Origin of the sequence: Paraclostridium sordellii, assembly GCF_000953675.1 — a bacterium.
Taxonomy (GTDB): Bacteria; Bacillota; Clostridia; order Peptostreptococcales; family Peptostreptococcaceae; genus Paraclostridium; species Paraclostridium sordellii.
In genome coordinates this window covers 1,414,096-1,437,727 of sequence record NZ_LN679998.1, presented here as the reverse complement: position 1 = coordinate 1,437,727, position 23,632 = coordinate 1,414,096, and the positions used below count along the sequence as shown (strand labels likewise).

General features: G+C 25.2%; 22 protein-coding genes. 1 reads left to right on the top strand and 21 read right to left on the bottom strand.

The genetic code is table 11. The annotated features are described in order from the left end of the window. Positions 1 to 122: 122 nt before the first annotated feature. Positions 123 to 995, bottom strand: a complete 873-nt coding sequence (locus ATCC9714_RS06960; protein WP_057544851.1) for a tetratricopeptide repeat protein — start codon at positions 993 to 995, stop codon at positions 123 to 125. Positions 996 to 1,197: 202 nt separating this feature from the next. Between ATCC9714_RS06960 and ATCC9714_RS06955 the strand changes: the two genes are divergently transcribed. Continuing rightward, positions 1,198 to 2,568: a glycosyltransferase family 2 protein gene (locus ATCC9714_RS06955; RefSeq protein ID WP_057544850.1), complete on the top strand. Its 1,371-nt coding sequence runs from the start codon at positions 1,198 to 1,200 to the stop codon at positions 2,566 to 2,568. An 85-nt stretch (positions 2,569 to 2,653) separates the two neighbouring features. On the opposite strand, the gene ATCC9714_RS06950 is transcribed toward ATCC9714_RS06955, so the two are convergent. The 20 genes from ATCC9714_RS06950 to ATCC9714_RS06860 form a co-directional block, all read right to left on the bottom strand. After that, on the bottom strand, positions 2,654 to 3,832 hold the full coding sequence (locus ATCC9714_RS06950) for an alginate O-acetyltransferase AlgX-related protein (RefSeq protein WP_057544849.1): 1,179 nt from the start codon (positions 3,830 to 3,832) through the stop codon (positions 2,654 to 2,656). Between the two features lie 14 nt (positions 3,833 to 3,846). Next, entirely contained in the window at positions 3,847 to 5,253 is a 1,407-nt protein-coding gene (locus ATCC9714_RS06945) for an MBOAT family O-acyltransferase (RefSeq protein ID WP_057544848.1), read from the bottom strand. 554 nt (positions 5,254 to 5,807) lie between these two features. Continuing rightward, on the bottom strand, positions 5,808 to 6,584 hold the full coding sequence (locus tag ATCC9714_RS06940; protein WP_057544847.1) for an MFS transporter: 777 nt from the start codon (positions 6,582 to 6,584) through the stop codon (positions 5,808 to 5,810). Continuing rightward, positions 6,581 to 6,772, bottom strand: coding sequence for an MFS transporter (locus ATCC9714_RS17560; protein ID WP_151433016.1), 192 nt, complete (start codon positions 6,770 to 6,772; stop codon positions 6,581 to 6,583). Before ATCC9714_RS17560 ends, ATCC9714_RS06940 begins: the two co-directional genes overlap by 4 nt. A 443-nt stretch (positions 6,773 to 7,215) precedes the next feature. Next, positions 7,216 to 8,622, bottom strand: coding sequence for a HAMP domain-containing sensor histidine kinase (locus ATCC9714_RS06935; RefSeq protein WP_057544846.1), 1,407 nt, complete (start codon positions 8,620 to 8,622; stop codon positions 7,216 to 7,218). After that, positions 8,604 to 9,290: a response regulator transcription factor gene (locus ATCC9714_RS06930; RefSeq protein ID WP_057544845.1), complete on the bottom strand. Its 687-nt coding sequence runs from the start codon at positions 9,288 to 9,290 to the stop codon at positions 8,604 to 8,606. Before ATCC9714_RS06930 ends, ATCC9714_RS06935 begins: the two co-directional genes overlap by 19 nt. Before the next feature lie 28 nt (positions 9,291 to 9,318). Further along, positions 9,319 to 10,074: an ABC transporter ATP-binding protein gene (locus ATCC9714_RS06925; protein WP_057544844.1), complete on the bottom strand. Its 756-nt coding sequence runs from the start codon at positions 10,072 to 10,074 to the stop codon at positions 9,319 to 9,321. An 11-nt stretch (positions 10,075 to 10,085) separates the two neighbouring features. Further along, a complete protein-coding gene (locus ATCC9714_RS06920; protein WP_057544843.1) occupies positions 10,086 to 12,431 on the bottom strand; it encodes an ABC transporter permease in 2,346 nt (781 codons plus the stop codon). A gap of 206 nt (positions 12,432 to 12,637) precedes the next feature. Further along, positions 12,638 to 13,396: a GNAT family N-acetyltransferase gene (locus ATCC9714_RS06915; protein ID WP_057544842.1), complete on the bottom strand. Its 759-nt coding sequence runs from the start codon at positions 13,394 to 13,396 to the stop codon at positions 12,638 to 12,640. Between the two features lie 29 nt (positions 13,397 to 13,425). Further along, positions 13,426 to 14,046 carry a GyrI-like domain-containing protein gene (locus ATCC9714_RS06910; RefSeq protein ID WP_057544841.1) on the bottom strand — a complete coding sequence of 207 codons (621 nt, stop codon included), beginning with the start codon at positions 14,044 to 14,046 and terminating at the stop codon, positions 13,426 to 13,428. A 183-nt stretch (positions 14,047 to 14,229) separates the two neighbouring features. Beyond that, positions 14,230 to 14,574 (bottom strand): GyrI-like domain-containing protein, encoded by a 345-nt coding sequence (locus ATCC9714_RS06905; RefSeq protein WP_021124246.1) that lies wholly within the window; start codon positions 14,572 to 14,574, stop codon positions 14,230 to 14,232. A gap of 88 nt (positions 14,575 to 14,662) precedes the next feature. Continuing rightward, positions 14,663 to 15,580 carry a helix-turn-helix transcriptional regulator gene (locus tag ATCC9714_RS06900; protein ID WP_057544840.1) on the bottom strand — a complete coding sequence of 306 codons (918 nt, stop codon included), beginning with the start codon at positions 15,578 to 15,580 and terminating at the stop codon, positions 14,663 to 14,665. A 116-nt stretch (positions 15,581 to 15,696) separates the two neighbouring features. Continuing rightward, positions 15,697 to 16,113, bottom strand: a complete 417-nt coding sequence (locus tag ATCC9714_RS06895; protein ID WP_057544839.1) for a hypothetical protein — start codon at positions 16,111 to 16,113, stop codon at positions 15,697 to 15,699. A 25-nt stretch (positions 16,114 to 16,138) separates the two neighbouring features. Next, a complete protein-coding gene (locus ATCC9714_RS17555) occupies positions 16,139 to 16,393 on the bottom strand; it encodes a MerR family DNA-binding transcriptional regulator (protein ID WP_057544838.1) in 255 nt (84 codons plus the stop codon). Between the two features lie 124 nt (positions 16,394 to 16,517). Then, on the bottom strand, positions 16,518 to 18,056 hold the full coding sequence (locus ATCC9714_RS06885; protein ID WP_057544837.1) for a M4 family metallopeptidase: 1,539 nt from the start codon (positions 18,054 to 18,056) through the stop codon (positions 16,518 to 16,520). Between the two features lie 938 nt (positions 18,057 to 18,994). Then, on the bottom strand, positions 18,995 to 19,759 hold the full coding sequence (locus ATCC9714_RS06880) for a transglutaminase-like domain-containing protein (RefSeq protein ID WP_057544836.1): 765 nt from the start codon (positions 19,757 to 19,759) through the stop codon (positions 18,995 to 18,997). A 199-nt stretch (positions 19,760 to 19,958) separates the two neighbouring features. Beyond that, entirely contained in the window at positions 19,959 to 21,863 is a 1,905-nt protein-coding gene (locus ATCC9714_RS06875; RefSeq protein WP_057544835.1) for an endonuclease MutS2, read from the bottom strand. After that, positions 21,856 to 22,176 carry a CD3324 family protein gene (locus ATCC9714_RS06870; protein ID WP_057544834.1) on the bottom strand — a complete coding sequence of 107 codons (321 nt, stop codon included), beginning with the start codon at positions 22,174 to 22,176 and terminating at the stop codon, positions 21,856 to 21,858. Before ATCC9714_RS06870 ends, ATCC9714_RS06875 begins: the two co-directional genes overlap by 8 nt. Positions 22,177 to 22,495: 319 nt before the next feature. Continuing rightward, complete coding sequence (locus ATCC9714_RS06865) at positions 22,496 to 22,786, bottom strand: hypothetical protein (protein WP_021130009.1); 291 nt, start codon at positions 22,784 to 22,786, stop codon at positions 22,496 to 22,498. 135 nt (positions 22,787 to 22,921) lie between these two features. Beyond that, positions 22,922 to 23,629: a hypothetical protein gene (locus ATCC9714_RS06860; RefSeq protein ID WP_057544833.1), complete on the bottom strand. Its 708-nt coding sequence runs from the start codon at positions 23,627 to 23,629 to the stop codon at positions 22,922 to 22,924. Positions 23,630 to 23,632 lie beyond the last annotated feature (3 nt).

Here is a 23,632-nt window from a genome sequence, read left to right as displayed (position 1 = left end):
CAGAAATGATAGTTAAAGGTTTTAATAGCTTATATAAACTAACTTTTCCTATGAAAATTTTACTGCCACCACCATAATAACATTTTAAAAAAACTTTTTCAACAGTTTTGTGTAAACGTTTTCTATTTTTCTTCAATCTTCTGTTTTGATAAAATTTCTTCAAACTTTTCTTTATTTCTTATATAAATCTTTGTATCGTCTCCATTTACTATATTATAATCTTTTTCATAAACTTGTAATATTAAATCGGTATATTTTAAAGCTTCTTCGTAATCTTTTTTTATTTCAAATATTTGAACTAAAGCTATCAAGGAATCTATCTTCCTAGGTATTTTTTGAACAAGAAAAGATTTTTTTAAATACTCTATGGATTCATCATATCTTGCAAAGTTAGCTAGCTGATTACCTATTGCCATATAGCATATATAGTTTTCACTATAAGCTCTACAAGTTTCACTCCAAATTTCAAAAGCTTCATCTATGTGTCCTTTTCTAAATAAAATTTCACCTTTATATATATGTAGTAAATAATTCTTTTCATTTTCAAATTTTAATCCATTTTCAATTGCTTCTAAAGCTTCTTCAAATCTGTAATTATCTATTAAGTTTGTAATTAACAGTCTTCTTCCTATAAAAACTTCTGGATGTTTTTTAGTAAAATAGTAATAAAATTCTATTAAATCATTATGATTTCTTTTTATAAAATCCGTCCAATATCCATTTGATGATATTGCAAAATTACCATGTAAAAAACTGTCATTTATATCTTCTTTTATTCCTTTTAAAGCATATTCTCTTGCATTTCTTTTATGAGAATTTGATTTATGTATGTGAAGTTCTGATATTATAGCAAAACATTCTGGATCATTAGTTTGTTCATACAACTGAATCAATTTTTCTTTTATAATGTTAAATTCATTATATCCAATTTCAGTAGTATCCCAAGTTGACCATAATAAGTTTTTAATTTCTTCTAAGTAATCTTTATACCCCATTAACTCACCTCTATTTCTATTTTTTAATAACTTCTATATATTAATGATAATAACCTTTAATCATTTCCTTTAAACATTTTATTGAATTTACTTTTACTGTAATTTTTACCTTATATTAACGCTAGTATATTAATGATTTTTCAATTAATATGTATTATTAGCTAGTAAATAGTTATTTTAAGTTTTAAGGTAGGTAGATAACATGGAAAAATTAATTGAAATTAATAATATAGATAATACAAAATTGGTTGATAAAACTTACTCTAAATTTTATATAAGCGTAAAAACTAAATTTTTCATAAATATAGTTTTATCAACTATTCTAACATTAGTAGCATTTTCATTATCATTTCCTTGGATTAAGGATTTATCTATTATCTTATCCCCTTTTGCCTCTATTTTTATAATTAGTGGTATAGCCCTTGTTCCCGGATTTATGAATGCCTTTTTAATAGTAAGTTTATTATCTGATAAACAACCTCAGATAAAAGATCCTACCATTGTAAATGATAATATAACCCTTTTGATTTCTGCTTACAACGAAGAAGCTAGTATATTCAATACCTTAAAGTATGTTAAAGATCAAGTTTATAATGGTAATATTTATACAATAGTAATTGATAACAACTCTAATGATAATACTAGCAACGAAGTATTAAGAGCTAAAAAAGAATTAGATATGGATATATTATTGCTAAAAGAACCTAAACCTGGAAAGTTTAATGCACTTAATTATGGTTTAAAATTTGTCGAAACAGAATATGTAATAACCCTAGATGCAGATACCTTAATCCCTAAACACTCTATTGGTTATTTGGTTTCTAGAATAAAGGTTTCTCCGAAAGAAGTTTGTGCAGTTGCAGGTTCTATGCTAGTCAGAAATAGTAGAGATAATTGGCTTTCTAAAGTACAAGAATGGGATTACTTTTTAAGCATAGCATCTATTAAAAGAATGCAAGGTTTATATCAAGGTACTTTGGTTGCTCAAGGTGCTTTTTCACTTTATAAAACAGAGGTAGTTTCTAATTTGGGTGGATGGTCTGATGCTATAGGAGAAGATATAGTTCTTACTTGGAAGATGCTTGCTGAGAATAGAAAAGTCTATTTTGAACCAATGGCTATAGCTTTTACGGATGTTCCTACTAAGCTTTCACATTTTGCTAAGCAACGTTCAAGATGGGCTAGGGGTATGATTGAAGGTTTAAGAGAAGTTAAACCTTGGGAACAACCTTCTATATTTTGTAAGTTTTCAACTGGTATAGATTTGATTATTCCTTATATGGATTTTAGTTATACTTTCTTTTGGATTCCAGGTTTATTTTTAGCTTTATTTTTAGGTAATTTTGCAATTGTAGGACCCATGATGCTTTTAGTTTTTCCTCTAACACTTATAAGTTTTAGTATTTTATATTATTATCAATATAAGATTATTTTTAAGAATTTAAATTTAAAAGTTAGAAGAAATATTTTGGGATTTTTACTTTTTATATTATTTTATCAAATGATTATGTCCCCAGTTTCTTTATATGGTTATATGCAAGAAATCTTTGGTGCTAAAAGGGTTTGGAAATAGTTATACATATAATTAAAATAGACCTCTTAAAATCAAAATTACTAATTAATTTTGTTTTAAAAAGGTCTATTACAAATCCTATTTATTATTTAATTAAATCAACCATACCACCATATGTTTCACTATTAAACATAAATACTACTACATCTGGATTACTTTCATTTACTACTTTAGATACATTTAAGTCAATATTATTTCTTGGATCTAGTATTTCTACTGAATTAAATAAATCTGCAAACAATAAAGTTGTTGGAGCTTGATATGAATCACGCACTATAAGAACTTTTTTATTTATAGGAGCGTCTTTATTTTCTATTTTATACAATGGAATATCACTCGTATATGCTCCTCCATAAGTAATCTCATCAAAGTTTTTTTCTGTTGAAATTAATTTACTCTCATCTGATATCTCATATCCTTGTCCATTATTATTAAAATATTCATATTTTTTTCTTCCCTTTGAATTTACATATGGAATATTTTCATCTTTACTGAATAAGGAAAATAAATTTCTATTGTAACTTCCTAAAAACTTTTTATTGGCTATTTCTGATATTTCAAAATTACTATCATCTATTAAATCTTTATTATTTTCATTTAATACATTCATATTTTTTATAATATATTTAAATCCTTCAAATGCACCTATTCCATTCCAATGGTGATCTGTCTTAAAATACATTTTTTCCTTTTCTTTCTCTGAAAATTCATTATGAAAATATTTATCTATATTTATAAAGTTTATATAATTTTCATCTAGATTTTGTCCAAATTTACTTACATTCTCTAATGCAAATCCCTTACCTGCAAACTTTGGATATAATCCATCTAGTGCTTGACTTTTGCAGGGAGTTGAAATATAGTATATTTCTCTACTATCTTTTTTAATTTTTTTAGAAAATTCATTAACTTTATCAGCAATATGCTTTATTTGCTCATCTTTTTGTTTTCCAACTTTATTTGGCATTATCCATTTGTTATCTATAATATAATATCCTCTCACAGTAGACTTATTCATTTTAATTTGTAATTTAGTATATAGCTTTAATAATGAATCTCTGTTAATAAATTGATCTGTATAATATGTTTCATATATCTTTGGATAATCTCTATTAATGATATTTTCTATACCAGGTGCTTGTTGTAAACTTCTATTTTCATTTAAACTTTCAGCTTTATCCTTTGATAAAAGGTTTAATATACCTACTCCAAATATAAAAACAATAAATGGAACTGTTAACCAAAAATGTTTTATTTTTTTCATTGTATTCTCCTACCTTAAAATCTAAAATATAAAAACGGATTATATGTTGAATTTACTAATTCTATTACTGTAGCTCCAAACATAGACATAAACACTATACTTTTTATAATGTAATATGCATGAGTTTCTTTGAATTCATGTAGTTTGTTTTTTAAAATAGGAATTATAGGAATACTAAAAATTACACTTAATATAAGAATATAACCATAATCATTCAAATACATGATTGTTAAATTATTATAAAGTAAATTATTATCTAATCCAAATAATAGTTTTATATAGTTAAATGCATAGTTAAAACTATTTGATCTAAAAAATATCCATCCAATCATGACAACTAATACTAAGTATAAATGACTAATAGGTGGATAAATCTTATCTAAAATTTTACCTAAAAAGGCTTTTTCAATAGCTATTAAAATTCCAAAATAAAGTCCCCATGCTATAAAAGTCCAACTAGCACCATGCCAAAATCCTGTTAAAAACCATACTATAAATAAATTAATATAATTTCTTAATTTTCCTTTCTTACTTCCACCTAATGGTATATATATGTAATCCTTAAACCATGACCCTAATGATATATGCCATCTTCTCCAAAATTCTGAAGCAGATTTAGATATATATGGATAGTTGAAGTTTTCTAAAAATTCAAATCCAAACATGTTACCAAGTCCTATTGCCATATCGCTATATCCACTAAAATCAAAGAATATTTGAAGAGAATATGCAATTATACCTAACCATGCCGATAATACAGTTAGTTCTGATATTTGAGTATTGAATACGCTGTCTGCTAACATACCTAATGAATTTGATAATAACACTTTTTTAGATAATCCAATTATAAATCTACTAACTCCATTTTCAAATTTTTGCACAGTATGTTTTCTATTTTCTATTTGGTCTGCAACTGTTTGATACCTAACTATAGGTCCTGCAACTAGTTGCGGAAATAAACTTATATATAATGCTAAGTGTAATAGATTTTTTTGAACCTTTGCATCATCTCTATATACATCTATAACATAGCTCATTGCCTGAAATGTAAAAAAAGATATTCCTAATGGCAGCGCTATTCCTGGGTTTGTAATATTATTTCCAAACATCCTATTTATATTTTCTATAAAAAATCCAGTATATTTAAATATACCTAGCATAGATATGTTAAACATAATGGACATAAATAACCAAATATTTCTATTGTTTTTATCATTATCTTTACATACTTTCTTTCCAAATATAAAGTTGACTACTATAGATATTAGCATTATAACAATATATATCGGCTCTCCCCATGCATAAAAAAATAAACTTGCCACTAAAATCAAATAATTTTTATAGTTATCTTTAGATATATAATATAAAAAAATTATTCCTGGCAAAAATACAAATAAAAAAACTAAACTACTAAATACCATTTCTTCCTCCTTGATTCTGTTTTAAATATACATTTTGGTATTTTCAAACTTGTCAAACTCTAATTGCTTAAATATTAACGACTTATCACATCATAAGTTTCTAAATACAAGTATTAATTACTAAAATATATTTTCTTGTGTATTAACTTTACTACAAATAACTTAATATTTTGGTAAATTTTAACTACTTAATTTTATCATTTTACATATAGTTTGTATATATTCTAAAATATTCACAATAAAAAATATTGTCACAACCCACAGTTGTGACAATGTTAATAATAAAAAATTCTTTATATAGATTTAATATACATAAACTCTTTCATCCCACTAAATATTATTGTTATATCTTTTATACATATATGATTTCCAATTATAAATTCTATATTTTTGATTGTCTATAGTAAAAAATTTCTCCCTAAAACACTTTACATATATTAATATAATGTAGATTTTAAAAACTTGGATTTTTAGTCAAAGTTTATATATGAAATTTTAAAAACCATTAAACTTTTTCATGTAAGTCTCTAGAAACTTAAAATTTGTATGATAATTTATTCTCTATCATTACAAACCTCAGGATAAACCTTGGTCTCTTTCAAATTACTAAAAATCTTTTTAGACATAAAGGCTATTAAACTTGAAATTAAAACAGCCCTAAAAATAATTATATAAGTATCATCTTTAAACACTTCAAATAAATATCCATAGATAATTTGACCAATAGGCTGTGAACACATTGTCATAGCCAGACAAAATGAAATAACTTTTCCAGTAAGATGGCTCGGTGTTTCACTTTGTATAAAAGTTAAAATTTGAATACTAAATAAAGTAGATACTGCCATTATTAAAAAACAACACGCCGTAATAACCACATAAGAAGTCATTGGAGTTACATTAAACATAATTACAAAGCCAATTGGAACTAGCCCTAATATTGCAATTAATAAAATTATATGACTATGATAAATCTTAATCTTCTTTACCAAAACGCCAGTCATAATTCCACCAAATAGTCCACCAAAAGCTAACAACCCTTGAGTTACACCATAAGCTTGACTAGACATATTTAATATTTGAGTAATAATAACTGGGATACCAATCATTATCAAAGAACTTAAAACTAAATTAAAACAAGAAATTATAAAAATCGTTTTAAAAATTACAGGTCTATCCTTAAAAATAAAAGTTAAACTAGTTTTAAAATCATCTTTTGCAATAGCAAAGGCACTAAATGTTGTTTGTCGCTTTTTATAAGGTATTTTTATAAAAATTTCCATAGCAGCAGATATAAAAAAGCATATTATACTTGCTATTAAAATAGATATCAATCCATAAAATCCATATAAAATTCCCCCATTATAGGCCCTAATAATCCTGCAAGTGAACTAACTTGATTTATAACTGCATTTCCTGGTAACAAATTCTCTCTATCTACTAAAAGTGGTATACTTGCTTGAACAGTTGGTTGATAAGCACCTTGTATTCCATATAAAGCCATCAATGTAATGATTAACATAAGTACTAAATTGAACTTTCCTATAGAAAATAAAAAGGCTAAAATTAATATTGCAGTTAAAAAATCTAAAAATAATTGTTATAGCTACTGCTAGTAAGTAGTAATATAAATAAAATATCTCCCCTTCCCCACCTATTCCATTCATAAACAAGTTTAGATTTGCACCTAGATGCAATGATACATAAATAATAATCTACCAAGAAGCAAAAACTCCTATAGATAAAATTAATGCTTTAGATTTTTTCATATTTATAAGTTCCCCCTATTTTATATTCTTAGGTAAATAATAAAATATACTTATATACTAAACCATTGATTTATCTTATAAGAATAAGGATTTAACTTACGTTTTTGTCACTTTAATAAAAAAACTTCTCACAAACCTTGCTAGGCTTATAAGAAGTTTTTATCCTACTTTTATTAAATTAAAATCAATTAGCAAACTATATTTTAGGTATAGTAAAGCTAATAGTTGTACCTTCTTCTAATGATGAATTACACTTAATAACACCCCCATGAGTTTCAACTATATACTTTGATATAGAAAGCCCAAGTCCTGATCCTGATATATTTGTATTTCTATGCTTTTCTCCTCTATAAAACTTATTAAAAACAAAGGGTATATCACCAATACTAATTCCACTACCATAATCCTTAATATTTACAGTAATACTGTTTATATCATCATCTACCCAAATATCTATTACTTTTCCTAAATCTGAATACTTAATAGCATTTGAAATAATATTACTTATAACTTGATTCATTCTTTTTTCATCTATATAAATTAAAGCCCTAGGTATCTCCCCTAAAACATTTAATTTCATATTCTTATTTGCCACATCAATAGATATATCCATGAGAGTTTCAACTAAGTAATCATTGGAATACATTTCTTTTCTTTCAATTTTCATTTCATTTAACTCAGTTTTTGATTGTTCTAATATATCATCTATTAATTTTGAAAGTTCCTTTGATTTTTTAATTATAATATTTGAGTACCTTTTTATACCCTCTTCATCACAAACAATCCCATCCCTTATACCCTCAACATATCCAAGTATTGAGGAAAGAGGTGTTTTTAGATCATGAGAAATACATGCTAATAACTCTTTTTCACTTCTCCTTAATCTTTCTTCTTTTTCTTTTGATACTATTATTTCATCTCTCATAGCTTCAAAATCATGACAAAACTCTCCTACTTCTCCATGATAATCATAACTTATCTTACAATTATAGTTACCACGAAGTATGTTTTTTGCACTTTTATGTATGTCTTTTATTGGATTTATCATATCTACTTTTATCAATCTTTTTATTATAATTGTAATTAATCCTATGGTAATTAACATTATCCATAAAGGTATAAGCTTTTTATAATTATAATCGTTTTCTAGTATTTCTATTGGCACATCTATGATTATAGTTCCTTTTTGGACATTATTAATTACTAATGGAGTGCTATATCTAACTAACTTATTTAATTTACCATCACTAGTTCTTTGTATAAAAGAATTATCATAACCTATATCATTTTCCAGATTTACTCTAGATTCTTTTTTAAAATCTTTTAAGTTAGAAAAAATAACTTCTCCTTTTAAATTTATAAATGCATAATTATAAAATGATTTTTCCATTCTAAAATTATTATCTTCATACATTTCTTTAATCTTTTCTCTTTGAATTGAAGTTTGTATTCTTAATATATTACTCTTTCCTTCTTCCTTACCATCATATTTTAAAATTATAATAGAGTATATAAATGAAATCATAATAAAAAGAAATATTAATCCTGTAAATATACTGATTTTCCTACATATATAATTGCTTTTTATTCTATACTTTCCCACTTATACCCTACTCCCCATATAGTTTTAATGGATTTTTCTCCATACTCCCCAAGCTTTTTTCTTATTCTTTTAACGTATACAGCTATAGTATTTTCGTCCATATACTCACTATATCCCCATACATTTTCATATACCTGTGCCTTTGAAAAAACTTGATATGGATTTGATGTAAAGAAATCTAATATCTGAAATTCCTTAGAAGTAAATGCTACTTCCTTTCCCTTTAATATTGCCTTGTATCCTTTAGAATCTACCATTAAATCTCCAAATTGCTTTATATATGATTGCTTTTCACTTGAAAACGAAGTGTACCTTCTTACATGTGCCTTAACTCTTGCTACTAGTTCCATAGGAGAAAATGGCTTTGTCATATAGTCATCTGCTCCTACACCTAAAGTTAATATTTTATCCATCTCTCCACTTTTTGCTGATAACATCAGTATCGGTATTTCCGATATAGTTCTAATTCTTTTACAAACTTCAATACCATCTAAAAGTGGGAGCATGATGTCTAAAATAATGAGTTTTATCTCAGGTTCATTAGCTAATTCTAATCCTTTTAAACCATCATTAGCTATTATTGCTTCAAAGCCACTTATTTTTAAATAATCTCTTATTAAATTCCCTAAATCAATATCATCTTCAATTACTAAAATTTTATCACTCACTCTAGTCACCCCCACTTTGATTATACCATTACCAACCTCTACTCTTTATAAATTCAAATATTTTTTCTTCTCTACCCTCTAAATCCTTTTCATTAAATTTCCCAAGATCTAAATCTCCATCAATTCTTCCATCTTTTAAGTAAATTAACCTACTTGCTCTTGATGCTGCTTTTAAATCATGAGTTACCATTACTATCGATTGACCTTCATTGTTTAACTCTGTTAGAATATCAAGTACTTTTTTACCTGTTGAAGAGTTAAGCGCTCCTGTTGGTTCATCTCCAAATATTACTTTTTGGGTATTTATTAAAGCTCTTGCAATTGCAACTCTCTGCTGTTGTCCTCCTGATATTTCTGATGGGTATTTATTTTCAATTTCTTTTAATTCTAATCTATTTATTAACTCTTCTGCTTTTTTATTTACGCTTTTTTTATCCTTATTATTTAAATAACCAGTATAAGTTATATTCTCTTTTATAGTTAAATCATAAAGTAAGTTTATACTTTGGAATATAAATGAGATATATTTATTTCTAATCTCTGTAGCTTCTTTTTCATTTAGATTTGTTATATCCTTGCCTAAAAGCTCAAGGCTACCTGCACTTGGATTATCCATAGTGCTTATAGAATATAAAAGTGTTGATTTTCCAGAACCTGAACTCCCCATTATTACAGTAAAGTCACCTTCATATATATCTAAATTTATATTTTTTAACACATTATTTGCTGTTTTGCCTAAAATAAATGATTTACAAAGTCCTCTTGCTTTTATAATACTTTTCATAACACTTCCCCCTATTCTTCCATAAGCTCTACTGTGGATATTTTTCTTATACTAAACATTGATATTATTGTTGTTAAAATAGTTATTATTGCAATAAATAATATTGTAGCTGAAACTAAGTTATATGGAATCATTAATCCATCTATTCCTGACATTGCTATCTTAAATATATTCTTTGATATAATTAAGTTTAGAGTAAATCCAAATAGTGATGATATAACTGTAAGTATAATAATTCTATATGAAGTCCTCCTTATAATGTATTTATTCGAAAACCCTAGGGATTTCATAATAGCATTGTTTCTTCTGTTATCGGTATTGTTCATCATTATAAGAGTTATTATATTTAAAATACTAAATATCAATATCCCTGTTAAAATAATACTAGTTACTGGAGTAATTGTTTCAACCACCGACTTAGCAGTTTGAACAATTAAACTAGGAGATATGTCTACACTTGCTACTTCGTACTTTTCTTTATAATCTTTTTTAACACTATCATAATCATTCTTATCCTTTAAAGTTGCGTTAAGATTTAAATTTAAAAGACTATTTCTCATATCCTTAGGCACTATGTCTAAAGTCATTCTCATAGAGTAGTTATTTGACATCATACTTGTATAACTACCAGTTATTAGCAATGACTTTTCCTCCCCTAATACCTTTACCTTTATATAATCTCCAATCTCTAAATTAGCATCTTTTAGAATTTGCTCTGTTAGTGCTATTTCATTTTTCAATTTTGGATTTCTACCTTCTTTAATTGATACATTAAAACCTTCATTATTCTCATAATTGTCTATTAAAGTAGTAATAACTTGAGCATTTTTTATGTTGTATTTAGTTGTGTCTAAGTATACAATTTGCCCTACATCAAAAGAACATTCTCTTACCTCCAATATCCTAGAATCATTTTTTAGTTCTTCTAGTGCTTTATCATAAGATTCATCTCCTGTTGGAAAATCTAATGCAATATCTCCTTGTATTGTTCCAAACACATTCCATGCATTATAATCTATATTTTCCATTGAGTAATTTCCACTTACTATAAATGCTGATACATACATTACCATAGAAAGTATAGTTACTATAATTAGGTTTTGCTTTTTATGTTTGAAAATATCATTTATAGCCATAGATAATGGTGATGAGGCATCTTTGATTAATGATTTTTTAAACTTTTCTTTAGATGATGTTACTCCTACTCTAAATGCTTCAACTGGATTGATTTTGTTTATTCTTCTAAGTAATAAATATATATTTATGATTAATACCAAACTCATTATAGCTATGGTTAAAAATATAAAGGTAAAATTATTGTTATTTCCTTCATATATACCAATATATTTAACGGATAGATTTACCATATAATTTATAAAAGCTATACTTAAAAAGCTTCCAATAGTAATAGAAATAATACCAACTATTCCATAACTTTTTAAATATATACTTCTTATTTGTTTTGAAGTATAACCAATAGATTTATATACTCCTATAGATTTATATACTCCTATAGATTTATATTCCTTTAAAAGGTTGCTCCATAAAACAAATCTTATTATTATAATTGATACAATAAATATTAATAATGCTATACTCATTCCTATTGCACCTGTAATCATACTTGTAGAATTTGCTACGAAGTTAGTTATCCATTTATCAAGCATAAGACCTTCAAAAGAATCTCCAATATAAGTACTTAATTCTTTAGTTGCATTCTCTGCTTCTTTTGATGAGTTGTATCCAATAAAATGAGATTTTACAAGGTTATTAAACGTCTTATAATCCTCTTTATTTATATATAAATTAGTAGAACCAACCATTGAATTTGGAATTAAAGATTCATTTACTAACGCTGATACACTTAAATATTTATATTCTTTTCCATCTTTTATTCTTAATTTGTCGCCTATTTTTATGTCCTTATGGTCTGCTATTATATTAGGTACCCAAATAGTACCCTTACTTGGTCTGTCTCTTTTTTCACCTTCTGTTGTTACTACATCCCAAGGGTGACTTTTTTTATTTTCAAAAGTTACTAAACTTGCCATGCTTAAATCCAGATTTTTACTTTCTAAAAAAACTTGCCTATCTACCATTAAGGCATCTGAATATCTTATATCATTTTCTTTAGGTTCTTTTTTTTCTATAAAATCCTCTATTCTAGAAATTATGTCTTTATTGTATGTTTGAACTACAATATCTTTTATATTCTCCCCTTTATAGTATTCATTTGTATATTCTTCTACTGTACTTGTAAGGTTTATAGATATTGCAAATATAGATGATGACACCATTAAGATAATAGCTATTAAAATAAATTGAATCTTTTTTTGTTTAATTTTCCTTTTCCACATTTCTTATCCCCTCCATACTTTATATAGTACAGATTAATTTTTAATATATTTTTTTCAAATTCTTAATAAATTCTTACATTATTATTTAAGTCTATATAATTTTTGTTATAAGTTAATATTCTAAAGTGATTTTTTCTAAAGTAGTAAAAAAGTATAGATCTAGATTTAGACCTATACTTTATAAAGCTTTTATAAAAAATACTATTTCACTTGTTATACTTACAAATTATACTTTCAAGTTTTTTCTCATTTAAAATTTCATGAGTTATAAATTTTCCATTATAATATATACTATATGTTGTAAATGGCGTAGTTGAGTTTTGTGCATGTTCTTTATTTTCATATTTAACTATACGAAAATCTATATCTTTATCTTTCATATAATTACTTAGTAAAGCTACATATTTAGCTGTAAAAGGACATTGATTAGAATAATATAAAGTAAATCCTAATTCATTAATATCCTTTGACTTTACTCTATCTTTAAACTTTGGAACATATACATTTTCTTCAAAAGGTAAATATAATAATTCAAAATAAGGCTCTGCCCTATCAGCTACAATAAGCCCCTTTTTCTTTAAATACTTTGGATCTGATAAATAAGGTCTTTTTTTATCAGAACTTAATACCACTAATCCTTTTTTACCTTTATCCTTACTATCATTTATACATTCTTCTAATAATCTACTTCCTATACCTTGCCCTTTAAATTTTCCTGAAACCCAAAAACAATTAATAAACATATATTCCTTTGCATCAATAGGAGTCCATGCGTTTTCAGCTGGTATGTATTCAATAAAAACTTTTCCTCTTACATCACCTTTTTTAAAAACAAGACCATCTTCAAAGCTATCTTTTAACCATAATTTTTTTGATGAAACTGGAATATCGTCTTTCTTATTAGAAATAGCACAGCATATATGTTCTTTATCTATATTCTCAATATTAACATCGATTAATTTCATTATATATTTCCCCTTAAATAAAATTCTTCTTATTTATATTCAACTCTATATCGTAAAACTGTTTTTAATCTTTCCTTAGGAATTCTTCTAAAATCAGATATGTAAATTTCTCTATGAGCTTTATTTTTTATTAATATATTATTGTCCTTACAAAATTTATTCATAACTTCAAAACTTTTATATTCATCATCAAAACTACCTATGTGCATCATTTGAACACACATACCCTCCTCTATACTAACAAATTCAACTTCATCTAATAAAGGATTATTTTTCTTTTTTAAAATTTCTATAGCTTCTTTAAAAACTTCTTCATTTACAAACTCTGGTTGCCTAATCATTATTGTATATACTAAATTATTTTTATCAAAGATTTCATAATCTCTTGCTTCATTAGTTAAATCCCATATTCCTTCTAAAGGATATACTGTATAATCAAAATACCCCTTTGGTGTTATCCCTTTTTTAGGCATCATTTTTATAGCATAAGATAATGAATATAAAGCTCCTACCTTTTGAGAAAATTCCTCACTATTTGGATTCCCACACCCTTTTATTTGAATAAATTTTAACTCTTGAATATTTACTATTTCAGGGTTAGTTTTTGGTAAGTAATAATACTTTTCTTTTTTTCTCCATTCATGTTTCATATTTAATCTCCTATTATCTTTCTTAGTTTTAAAACAATTGCAATAATTTGACTTTTTCTAGCAGTATTAATTTATAGAAATATAAATATGAATTTCTTGATTTTGTATATCTTCATCATTATTTTGATATTCTTCAAAATCACAAGAATACTTTCTATCTAAATTCATTTTCCACAATTTCATTCAAAACTCACCTACAGACTTTTGAACATCTCCCTTTATAATAAACTTAGCATATTTACCACCTGATATTATTTTTCTTACTAATGGATATTTTACATCATATGATTCATTTACTTCACAGCAGCAAAGAAAGTTGTAAGGCTTAGTAAAATCGCCTTTATAATCTGTATATAGACCAATAGGCTTGTTATCTCTCTTATTTTCTATATTTTTATAATATCCTTTCACAAAAAATCCTTCCCATAATATCCCTATATCTTTAATTGCCTTATTGTTGTTATTAGTAGTTTCTTTAACTAATCCAACAACTTGTTTTTCTTCTAAATTAACTATTTCATAATTCATAAATAATTCTCCTAATATACTTTTTTTCTAAAGTATAACTAATATAATATGACATCTATGTGTCATATTATAAATATTTATTAATTATTTATGATTTTTCTTCATACATTTTTATAGTTTCTTTCATTTTATTTAATATAATATTTCTTATGTGTTCTGGCTCTATAACTTCTACAAAGTTACCAAAAGAAAGAATGTACCCATACAACCATTCATTTTCTGGTATTTCTATACTTATCTCATAAGTCCCATCTTTATTATCAATTAATGAATCTTGGTTGAAATCATCAAACATTCTATATAATACTTCTTTTTTAAGTTTTAATCTTAGATTTATTATATTTTCTATCATTTTCTTTGATGGATTTGTATCTATATCTTTTATCTTTCTTCTAATAAAATTTTCCTCTTTCACATCTAAATCTTTCATTCTAGTTATTCTAAAAGTTCTAGTATCTTCTTTTAATTTACAAAATCCATATAAATACCAGGTTTGACCTTTATAAATAAGCTTCATTGGTTCAATAGTTCGTATTGATCTGTTTCCACAACTATTTACATAGCTAAACTCTATTATCTTATTATTTAATATTGCACTTTTTATTTTATTGAACTTATTGTTTTCATTGAAATCACTTCCCCAGTGAGAAAAATCTATATCTATCCAATTTGATAATTCTTCTTTATTTAACATAAAACTAATTTTATTTGTAATTGAGTCAATTTCAGGATACTTTGTTGCCTCTAGTGTTTTTAGTGCAATGATTAAACTTTGCTTATCCCTTTCAGATAATATAGTTTTATTTAATGAGTATTCCTCTAATAAGTATATCCCCCCATTTTTTCCCTTGTTCATATATACTGGAATACCTGATAATGATAGTTCTTCAATATCTCTATATATAGTTCTTGTTGATACTTGAAATTTATCTGCTAATTCTTTTGCTGTTACAATCTTTTTATTTAAAAGTAGAATTATTATTTCAGTTAGTCTATTAATCTTCATCTTTTACTCCTATATTATTAATTTATAATTATACAAAAACCGTATCACTTACCTGCGATACGGTTAATATACAAATCTTACTTTTCACTTTATCTAATTATTATTACTTTCATAAACTACTGTATTGTTTGTAATGCTATCCTAAGTACACACACTAATAATGTAAATGCTACTATACTCATCACATATCTTTCAAAATTTGTTCCTAAAAATTGCATTATAATACTAATTATAAGCATTAAAACCAAAATCCACAATACAGCACTTATTATGATAAACCATATATTATTGATATTAATAGTGATAATACTACTAGATATAAGTAAAAATGGTATTGTTATTATTAACACTATCATTCCAACCATAGATTGTTTCTTTTGTTCTTCATAAGATGTACTTCTTCCTCCATTAATCCATGTATAAGGAATTACTTTTAATATAACCAAACTATGACTTATCATAGTTATTACTACCATGAAAATTGCTAAATACCCAGCTATTTTGATGTTAATACTTTGTATTAACTCTAACATATCTCTCCCCCTATTTATCTTTTAATTAATTATCATCTTTAACTTCTTTCACATAATCCCAAGTCTTACCCTTATCCCTAGAAACATACAGAATAAATTGATCTATAGAATAATATCTATAGCCAGTTGTATTATCAATATGTCGTGGAATAAGAATTCCCATTTTATGATAATATCTTAATGCTTTTATTGTAACCCCTTTTATTTTAGAAACCTCACCAATAGAAAATAAATTTTTCATTATAATCACTACCTTTATATTTTTCTTTAATCTATACATCCCTCTTCCTTTAGGGTAAATTTTATTATAATTACAATATATTTACAATAAAAATTAACCACAATAATTCTAAACTTAATTACTGTGGTTAATTTCTTTAATATTTATTTTTAAACTTTATAAATTAATTTACTCCAACCTCATTCCATGCAGCTTGAACATCATTAGCTTCTTTATCTCCATAAAGATCTTTTGCTGATTGAGTTAAAGCATGACTAGCATCTGAGAAGTCTGATTGTCTTGTTAAATATTTAGTAAGAGCTCTATAGTAAATTTTTTCAGCTTTTTCTTTTCCTAATTTAGTTATAGTGTTATATGCTGCTTTGTTAGGAATACCACTATTTATATGAACTCCACCTCTATCATAATTTATACTATAATTTTTATATTCATTCATATGTTCTGGTTGATTATATTTTTTAGGTTCTTTTAAATCTCTTATAGCTGTATTAGGTGTTTTATATAAATCTTCACCCATTGTCCAATCATCACTATCTACAAAGTATCCAAATACATCTGAAAAAGATTCATTTAAAGCTCCTGGTTGATACTTATAAACTAAATTAGCTGTTGATGATGTAACTCCATGTGTAATTTCATGAGCAACAACATCATCTGCTGCTGAGAAAGAATTTTCTTCAACTTGATTACCATCTCCATAAATCATCTCTGCTCCAGTCCAAGCAGCATTACTCCAACTTTCACCTGTATCTGGATTTGGTACATGTACATAAGAGTATATATCTGATCCTTTGTCATCATAACTTTCTCTATTATGAACATCTTTATAATATTTATAAACTTTATCTGTAAAGTAGTGAGCATCTACGGCTGCTTTATCTTTTTCACCATCAAAACAATTTTTTATATTAGATATAACACTTCCTACTATACCATTATCATCAAATGCCTCAAAAGCTATAGTAGCTATTTTCCCTTTATGAGTAGTATCTAATAAATAGAACTTTCCTCCATCTTCTGTTATATTTAAAGGTGATTTAACTTGTCCATTGGCACCTATTCCAGTTCCTGTTGTTTGAGCTGCATTTTCTATAATATTTTGTTTTTCAATTATATTTCCATTTTCTGCATCTAACTTAATATTCCAATGAGCTGGCTCTGGTACAGTATACGCTATGTCTAAGCTATAAATTGCTCTATTACTTTGCTCATCTACGGCTATTTTAGCTTCTTGTACAACATCTTTACCTGATAAATTTTTAACTTCGTCACGTGATTTTTCTATTGCTTTAAAAGCTAATTCAATAGCTTTATCTTTATCTATTTTAGTTTGATTTTTAACTTCCAATTTACCTTGATCTAAATCTCCATTTACAAAGACAACTTTGCCAGACTTATCAGTATGTACTTTAACTTCTGCTGCTTCAGCAAAATAGCCATCAGCTTTAGGTTTTAAAGTATAATGAGTAAATCCTAAATCGTCTTTTTCTGTATCAACTAATTGATATTGATCAGTATTCTTTTTTATATTATATTCATCTGATACATTTTTCAAAACATCCTTTAAATCTTTTTCTGATTTAACATTATATGCTTGTGGTAAATCTTCTTTTGTTTGACTATCTGCATAACTTACTGAAGGTGCTAGAAAACTGAGAGTTAATCCTGCTACTGTTAAAATTGCTATATTTTTTTTAATCATTAAAATCCATCTCCCTTGTTAATTTTTTATTTAGTCAATCTTTAGTACCAATCCTGTAATTAAGTAAAGTAGCTTATTTTATATAGTAAATATTAATTAAGTCTTTAGATTGATGTTTTTCATTAAAATTCAAGATAATTTTTTAACAATAGTTATTAAATTTTTGAATAAGTATTATTTATATTAATTTTATAAACAATAAATTTAAGTTTTTAAATTATATATTTTTATTTATCTTGGTAAAGATTGAAAATTAAAGATTTGTTTCAGATTAAAAAGATTTTGTATACAAAATGTTATTTTTTGTTGCTAAAAACATAATTATGTTGGTTCTTTCACTATAAATGTTATAGAGATATGATTAGATTGTCAACTATTCTTCAAAACAAATATTTAGAATACTAACTTTTTTATAGATTATATCTATAATTATAGTTAAAATTTTTACAAATAATTTTACTTACAAAATAATTTTTAAATTCTACTTAATTAAATTTTTTCAAATGTACATACGAAATACTAAATTAAAAATATTTTTTCAAATCATATTAAATTTTATAATTTTCTGACATTATTTTATTATTATAAAATTTTTTAATTTTCCTTCAAATTAGTTCGAATATAAAAATTAAACTTATTTATTTCCATATCAATAATTTTAAAATTGATATTATAGAAATAAATGAGTTTAGCATATTTAGTTTTTAATAATGCATTTTCCGGTTAATATTTTCCAATAATAATTATTTAAATTTTAATTCAATATAAATATGATAATAAATAAAAAAAATTTATTATAAATTTTTTAAATACTATTTTTAAATTGACGTATAGATATTATCTATACACAATAATATATTCGCAAATTAAATTAATTCTAAATTTATTTACAAAAAATTAAACCCTCAATATAATCTGATATATTGAGAGTTTAATTTTTAAATTTCATCCTCATCCATGAACCATTTATTGTTATGATTTTCTTCAATTATTTTTATAGTATATTCATTTGGTCTAGACTCAGTAAATTTATTATTTTCATCCATAATATCATATTCATTTATAGCTATTTCTGAAAATAGTCCTTCAAAGTCATTCTCTTTTGAATAACCTTGATAATCTCTAGAATAACACTTTGTTACAAGATGTTTATCTAACTTCATTTCCCAAGCTGATATAGGCCCTTTATCATAACCAACTACACCATGTATAAAATCACATACCCCATAATTTTTTTCAAAAAATGCTTCACATATAACATGACCATTGTAAGCTTTATTAATATTAACAATATGTAAAATCCTAGCTGGGATATTGTTGCACTTTAATAAAACACATCCTACTCTTGCCATGTCAGCACACCAATCCGTTTTTCTCGATATAATATCTTTTTCTCGCCCTCCAAACTTCATATCTAAAAAATTTATATCATAATTTAAAGCCATATTAGATGTAAATTTTAAAATATTTTTAATCGTATCTAAATCATTACTTCCTTTAAACTTTTGAGCAAATTCAAATAATTCATGTTTACACACATCCTTAGAAACCTTAGGAATACCTTCATAAAATAAGTTTTTAGATTCTTCATCTACCAAAATCATATCTTTCATAAATTTATGATCTATAGAATCAGTTGCATGCAAATCATTTCTTAGCATTACTCCATACTCTTTTCCAAAGATATCATATCCTTTTTTCATATTTATCCCCCTTAAAATTATAATAAAGTTTAATTTTAAAATATAATAATATTATTTGTATTCTAATTTCTATTTTTTAATACCTTTTTATTTTTCACTTTATTTATTACATAGTTTTAAATCTTTGATATATAATTTACTTTTAAACTAAAAAATACAGCAGAATTTCATTAGAATCTGCTGTATTTTAATCAATATATTACTTAATTTTATTATTTTTTATTTCCTTTTGAATCTTTTTAAGCGCCTTTTTAGAACCTCTTTTAATATCTTTTTCTAGTTTTCTATCTTCATAGGAAATAAACAAACTATTAGTATCATAATCTTGAGGATATAGTTCCTGTGCTTTTAAATATAGCTCTGTTCTTCTTACATTTACAGTTATAAATTCACCCTTGTACAAAACTTCAACGTTATTGAATTTATCAACTTCTTTATAAACTATTGCAAAATCATCTTTATCTAATAACTTAACCTTATCCCCAACTTGATAACTAACTATCTCTTTAAGTTCTTCAACAACTGCTTCTTTACCTTCAATCTTACTTCTTTTAACCAAGTCCAAATTATAGTCTTTATCCTTTATATAAGCACTAGCTCTTTTCAATACTTTATCTCTTATACCCATCTTTTTAGATATAAACAAAGCATTACTATCTTCCGATTTTCCAATAACAAGCTTATATAAAGGTTCTAAAGTATCTTTATCAAACATCATTCCTGCATTTTCAAATTCTTCATGCATATTTGCAAAATTCTTTATCTCCCCATAATGAGTAGATGCAACTGTTATGCATCCCATTTGGTAAAACTCTTCTAGTATTGCAATAGCCAATGATGCTCCCTCATTTGGCTCTGTTCCACTTCCAATTTCATCAAATAACACTAAAGTAGACTTATTGCTAGCATTCATTATCTCAGCAATATTTTTTATATGAGAAGAAAATGTACTTAGTGCATTTTCAATACTTTGATTATCTCCTATATCTACAAATACATTTTCAAATACACTTATTTGGCTACTTTCATCTGCAATAATATCAAACCCACACTGTACCATTAAAGTTAATAGCCCCACAGTTTTCAATGATAGGGTCTTTCCACCTGCATTTGGACCTGTTATTATAAGACTTCTATAATTTTTTCCTATTTCAAAGTTAAGTGGTACCACATTTCCTTTTAGTAATGGATGTTTTCCATTTACTATTTTAGTATAACCCCTACCATTAATATTAGGGGTTATACAATTATTGTTCAAACTATATTTAGCCTTTGCAAAGACCATATCATATTCAGATACTATCTCTAAATTTAATTTAATTTGAACTATCTTTTCAAATATCAATTCAGTTAAGTATGAAAGTATTTTGTACTCTTCTATACTTTCATCGGATTTTAAACTAACAAGCTCTACACTGAATTTAGATACATTTGACGGCTCTATAAAAACTGTAGTTCCTTTTGATGAAGAATCTAAAACAGCTCCATCAACTTCATTTTTATAAGAAGATTTAATAGGTATTACGTATCTATCTCCTCTTTTGCTTATTATAGATTCTTGTATATATTTTTTATTGATACTTGATGTTATAAATTTATTTAATCGCTCTTTTATTTTAGCTTCACAAACCTCAATATTTCTTCTTATCTTTTTAAGTTCTTTAGAAGCATTTGAATCAACTTTATTATTTTTTATAATATAGTCTATTTCACTTTCTATAAAATCACATTCAGTTATGTTAAGTGCATAAGAACTTAGAGTTTTAGCGTAAAACTCCTTATCGAGCATGAAGTTTTTAATTTTTTTACATCCTCTTAAAAAATCTTGAACCTTTGTAAGTTCTATAGGATCTAAAATCATTCCTTTATCTACTTTTTCTATTATAGAATTTATATTAAATAAGCCTTCTAATGGTATATGATTGCTATTTGATAATACATTTCTAGCTTCTTTATTTTCCATCAGTCTTCTTTTTACTACATTTAAATTTTTACTTGGACTTAGTTTATCTATAAGTTCTTTTCCAAGTGAACTTACACAGTGTATTTTTACTAATTCTTTAAATTCGTTTAATTGTAGCTTTTCAATAGTTGTATTATTCATTGGTAACCCCTCCTAAGTCTAGTGTATTAGCATTTTCAATAGTTTCTTTTTTTATTTTAGATATAATTTTTCTTATGCTAGACTCTGATAGGTTGTATATATTTATTATCTCTTCTATTGAGTATCCATTTATATATAAATCAAATATATCTTTATTTCTTGTGTAAATGGCTTTTCTTGCACCATTTTTTGCTCCCCAAGGTATTTTATCTCCTTTTAGCTTTGGTATATATATAACATCCCCTTGGATATATTCTTGCACTTTTTCAAGTAATTCATTTGGTAGTAAATTTTTAGCATTTTTGTATTTCAATTTTTTATTCTCCTTTATTTTTAAGTTGTACAATAATCAACTTAACAAATAAGGAGTTATTTTATTTTGTAACTCCTTATTTGTTAAGAAGTACAACTCCCAGCTCTTTATAATTAGTTTTTTTCATAAACTACTCTCCTTTTTATAATTTTCTTTAATTTATATTATTTCATATAATTTTTCTTACTTCAATGGAAAAAACTATTATAATTATGTTTTCCAAGTATATTTCTTTAAATTACAAATACACCTGATTAAAACAGGTGTATTTGTAATTTAAAATATCTATTTGAGCTTATCTCTATTTAGTATGAAATTTCTAAAAAATTTTGTAAATATATATACACATTCCAAGTATATCTATAACTAATAATATAAGTGCAACTATACTAAATTTATTCAATAAATGCATTGCAATAAATAATATAAATATAATTAGATATCCCAAACCCATTATAGTGCTAGCTTTATTTATTTCTTCTTCAGTCTTATTTTCTAATTTCTTTTCATCTATTAATGATATTAAATTTAATCTTTTTTTAATCCCAATTGCATAAGCTATATTTAAAATAATTATCGAAACAATAAAAATTATTATTAATTTTAACAAAATATCTACCCCTTTTATTTATATTATTAATAAACTTTTAGTTTCTTTAAAAATCTTTTTCTGCCTCTTCTATCTTTGAAAACTTTAAACTTTCTTCTAATAATATTTTACCTATATCTCTTCTTCTAAAATTCTTTAACTTAATTTCTTTTCTATTAATTTCTCAATATCTTTATTTCTACTTAAAATATTTACATATCTTTTAAATTTTTCTTCAAAATCTTTTAGTGACACTTTAAAAGTTTCCTTAAAACACTCTTCAAAGTTATCATCTACATGGCTATAAAATTCTTTGAACTTATCTACTCCAAATGTACAAATTAGATAGTCAACAAATGCTCCAGCTATAGTGTAAGTTATAAAGTGACTAGCTTTATGAAACTTATCATTAACTATAAGTTCATTTATACTTACATACTTATTATTTAATATAAAATATCTTACCCAGCTATAATTATCTATTCCTAAATATCCCTTATCAAAAAACATTGATAATCCTTCTCTTAAAAAAGCTCTATTTGGAATACCTAGTGTATTGTATGAAATTATATGTGCATCCTCATGAAACCCAATACACTTAATATCTTCATTATAAACTGCATATATCTTATTAGGTTTGCTTGCAAAAGCATTACAAGGTTCATTATCTCCATAAATTTGACCAACATGTTCAGGTGATTCACATAAGTAATAATGAATTCTATCATTCATTTTAACATCTAAGTATTTGCATATAAATTCATAACAAAACTCTTGTGTTTCTATAATTTTGTCTATATATTTTTCTGCAATAGAATCTTTATTATATCTAAAAACATAATTTACACCTTCCCTTGTTTCCATAAT

Bases quoted from the DNA above. Each gene is read 5' to 3' on its own strand.
- ATCC9714_RS17560 (WP_151433016.1), bottom strand. From the start codon at position 6,772: ATGTTAATCATTACATTGATGGCTTTATATGGAATACAAGGTGCTTAT.
- ATCC9714_RS06905 (WP_021124246.1), bottom strand. From the start codon at position 14,574: ATGAATTATGAAATAGTTAATTTAGAAGAAAAACAAGTTGTTGGATTA.
- ATCC9714_RS06950 (WP_057544849.1), bottom strand. From the start codon at position 3,832: ATGAAAAAAATAAAACATTTTTGGTTAACAGTTCCATTTATTGTTTTT.
- ATCC9714_RS17555 (WP_057544838.1), bottom strand. From the start codon at position 16,393: ATGTATAGATTAAAGAAAAATATAAAGGTAGTGATTATAATGAAAAAT.
- ATCC9714_RS06960 (WP_057544851.1), bottom strand. From the start codon at position 995: ATGGGGTATAAAGATTACTTAGAAGAAATTAAAAACTTATTATGGTCA.
- ATCC9714_RS06900 (WP_057544840.1), bottom strand. From the start codon at position 15,580: ATGAAGATTAATAGACTAACTGAAATAATAATTCTACTTTTAAATAAA.
- ATCC9714_RS06915 (WP_057544842.1), bottom strand. From the start codon at position 13,396: ATGAAATTAATCGATGTTAATATTGAGAATATAGATAAAGAACATATA.
- ATCC9714_RS06895 (WP_057544839.1), bottom strand. From the start codon at position 16,113: ATGTTAGAGTTAATACAAAGTATTAACATCAAAATAGCTGGGTATTTA.
- ATCC9714_RS06875 (WP_057544835.1), bottom strand. From the start codon at position 21,863: ATGAATAATACAACTATTGAAAAGCTACAATTAAACGAATTTAAAGAA.
- ATCC9714_RS06925 (WP_057544844.1), bottom strand. From the start codon at position 10,074: ATGAAAAGTATTATAAAAGCAAGAGGACTTTGTAAATCATTTATTTTA.
- ATCC9714_RS06945 (WP_057544848.1), bottom strand. From the start codon at position 5,253: ATGGTATTTAGTAGTTTAGTTTTTTTATTTGTATTTTTGCCAGGAATA.
- ATCC9714_RS06910 (WP_057544841.1), bottom strand. From the start codon at position 14,046: ATGAAACATGAATGGAGAAAAAAAGAAAAGTATTATTACTTACCAAAA.
- ATCC9714_RS06955 (WP_057544850.1), top strand. From the start codon at position 1,198: ATGGAAAAATTAATTGAAATTAATAATATAGATAATACAAAATTGGTT.
- ATCC9714_RS06880 (WP_057544836.1), bottom strand. From the start codon at position 19,759: ATGAAAAAAGGATATGATATCTTTGGAAAAGAGTATGGAGTAATGCTA.
- ATCC9714_RS06920 (WP_057544843.1), bottom strand. From the start codon at position 12,431: ATGTGGAAAAGGAAAATTAAACAAAAAAAGATTCAATTTATTTTAATA.
- ATCC9714_RS06860 (WP_057544833.1), bottom strand. From the start codon at position 23,629: ATGGAAACAAGGGAAGGTGTAAATTATGTTTTTAGATATAATAAAGAT.
- ATCC9714_RS06885 (WP_057544837.1), bottom strand. From the start codon at position 18,056: ATGATTAAAAAAAATATAGCAATTTTAACAGTAGCAGGATTAACTCTC.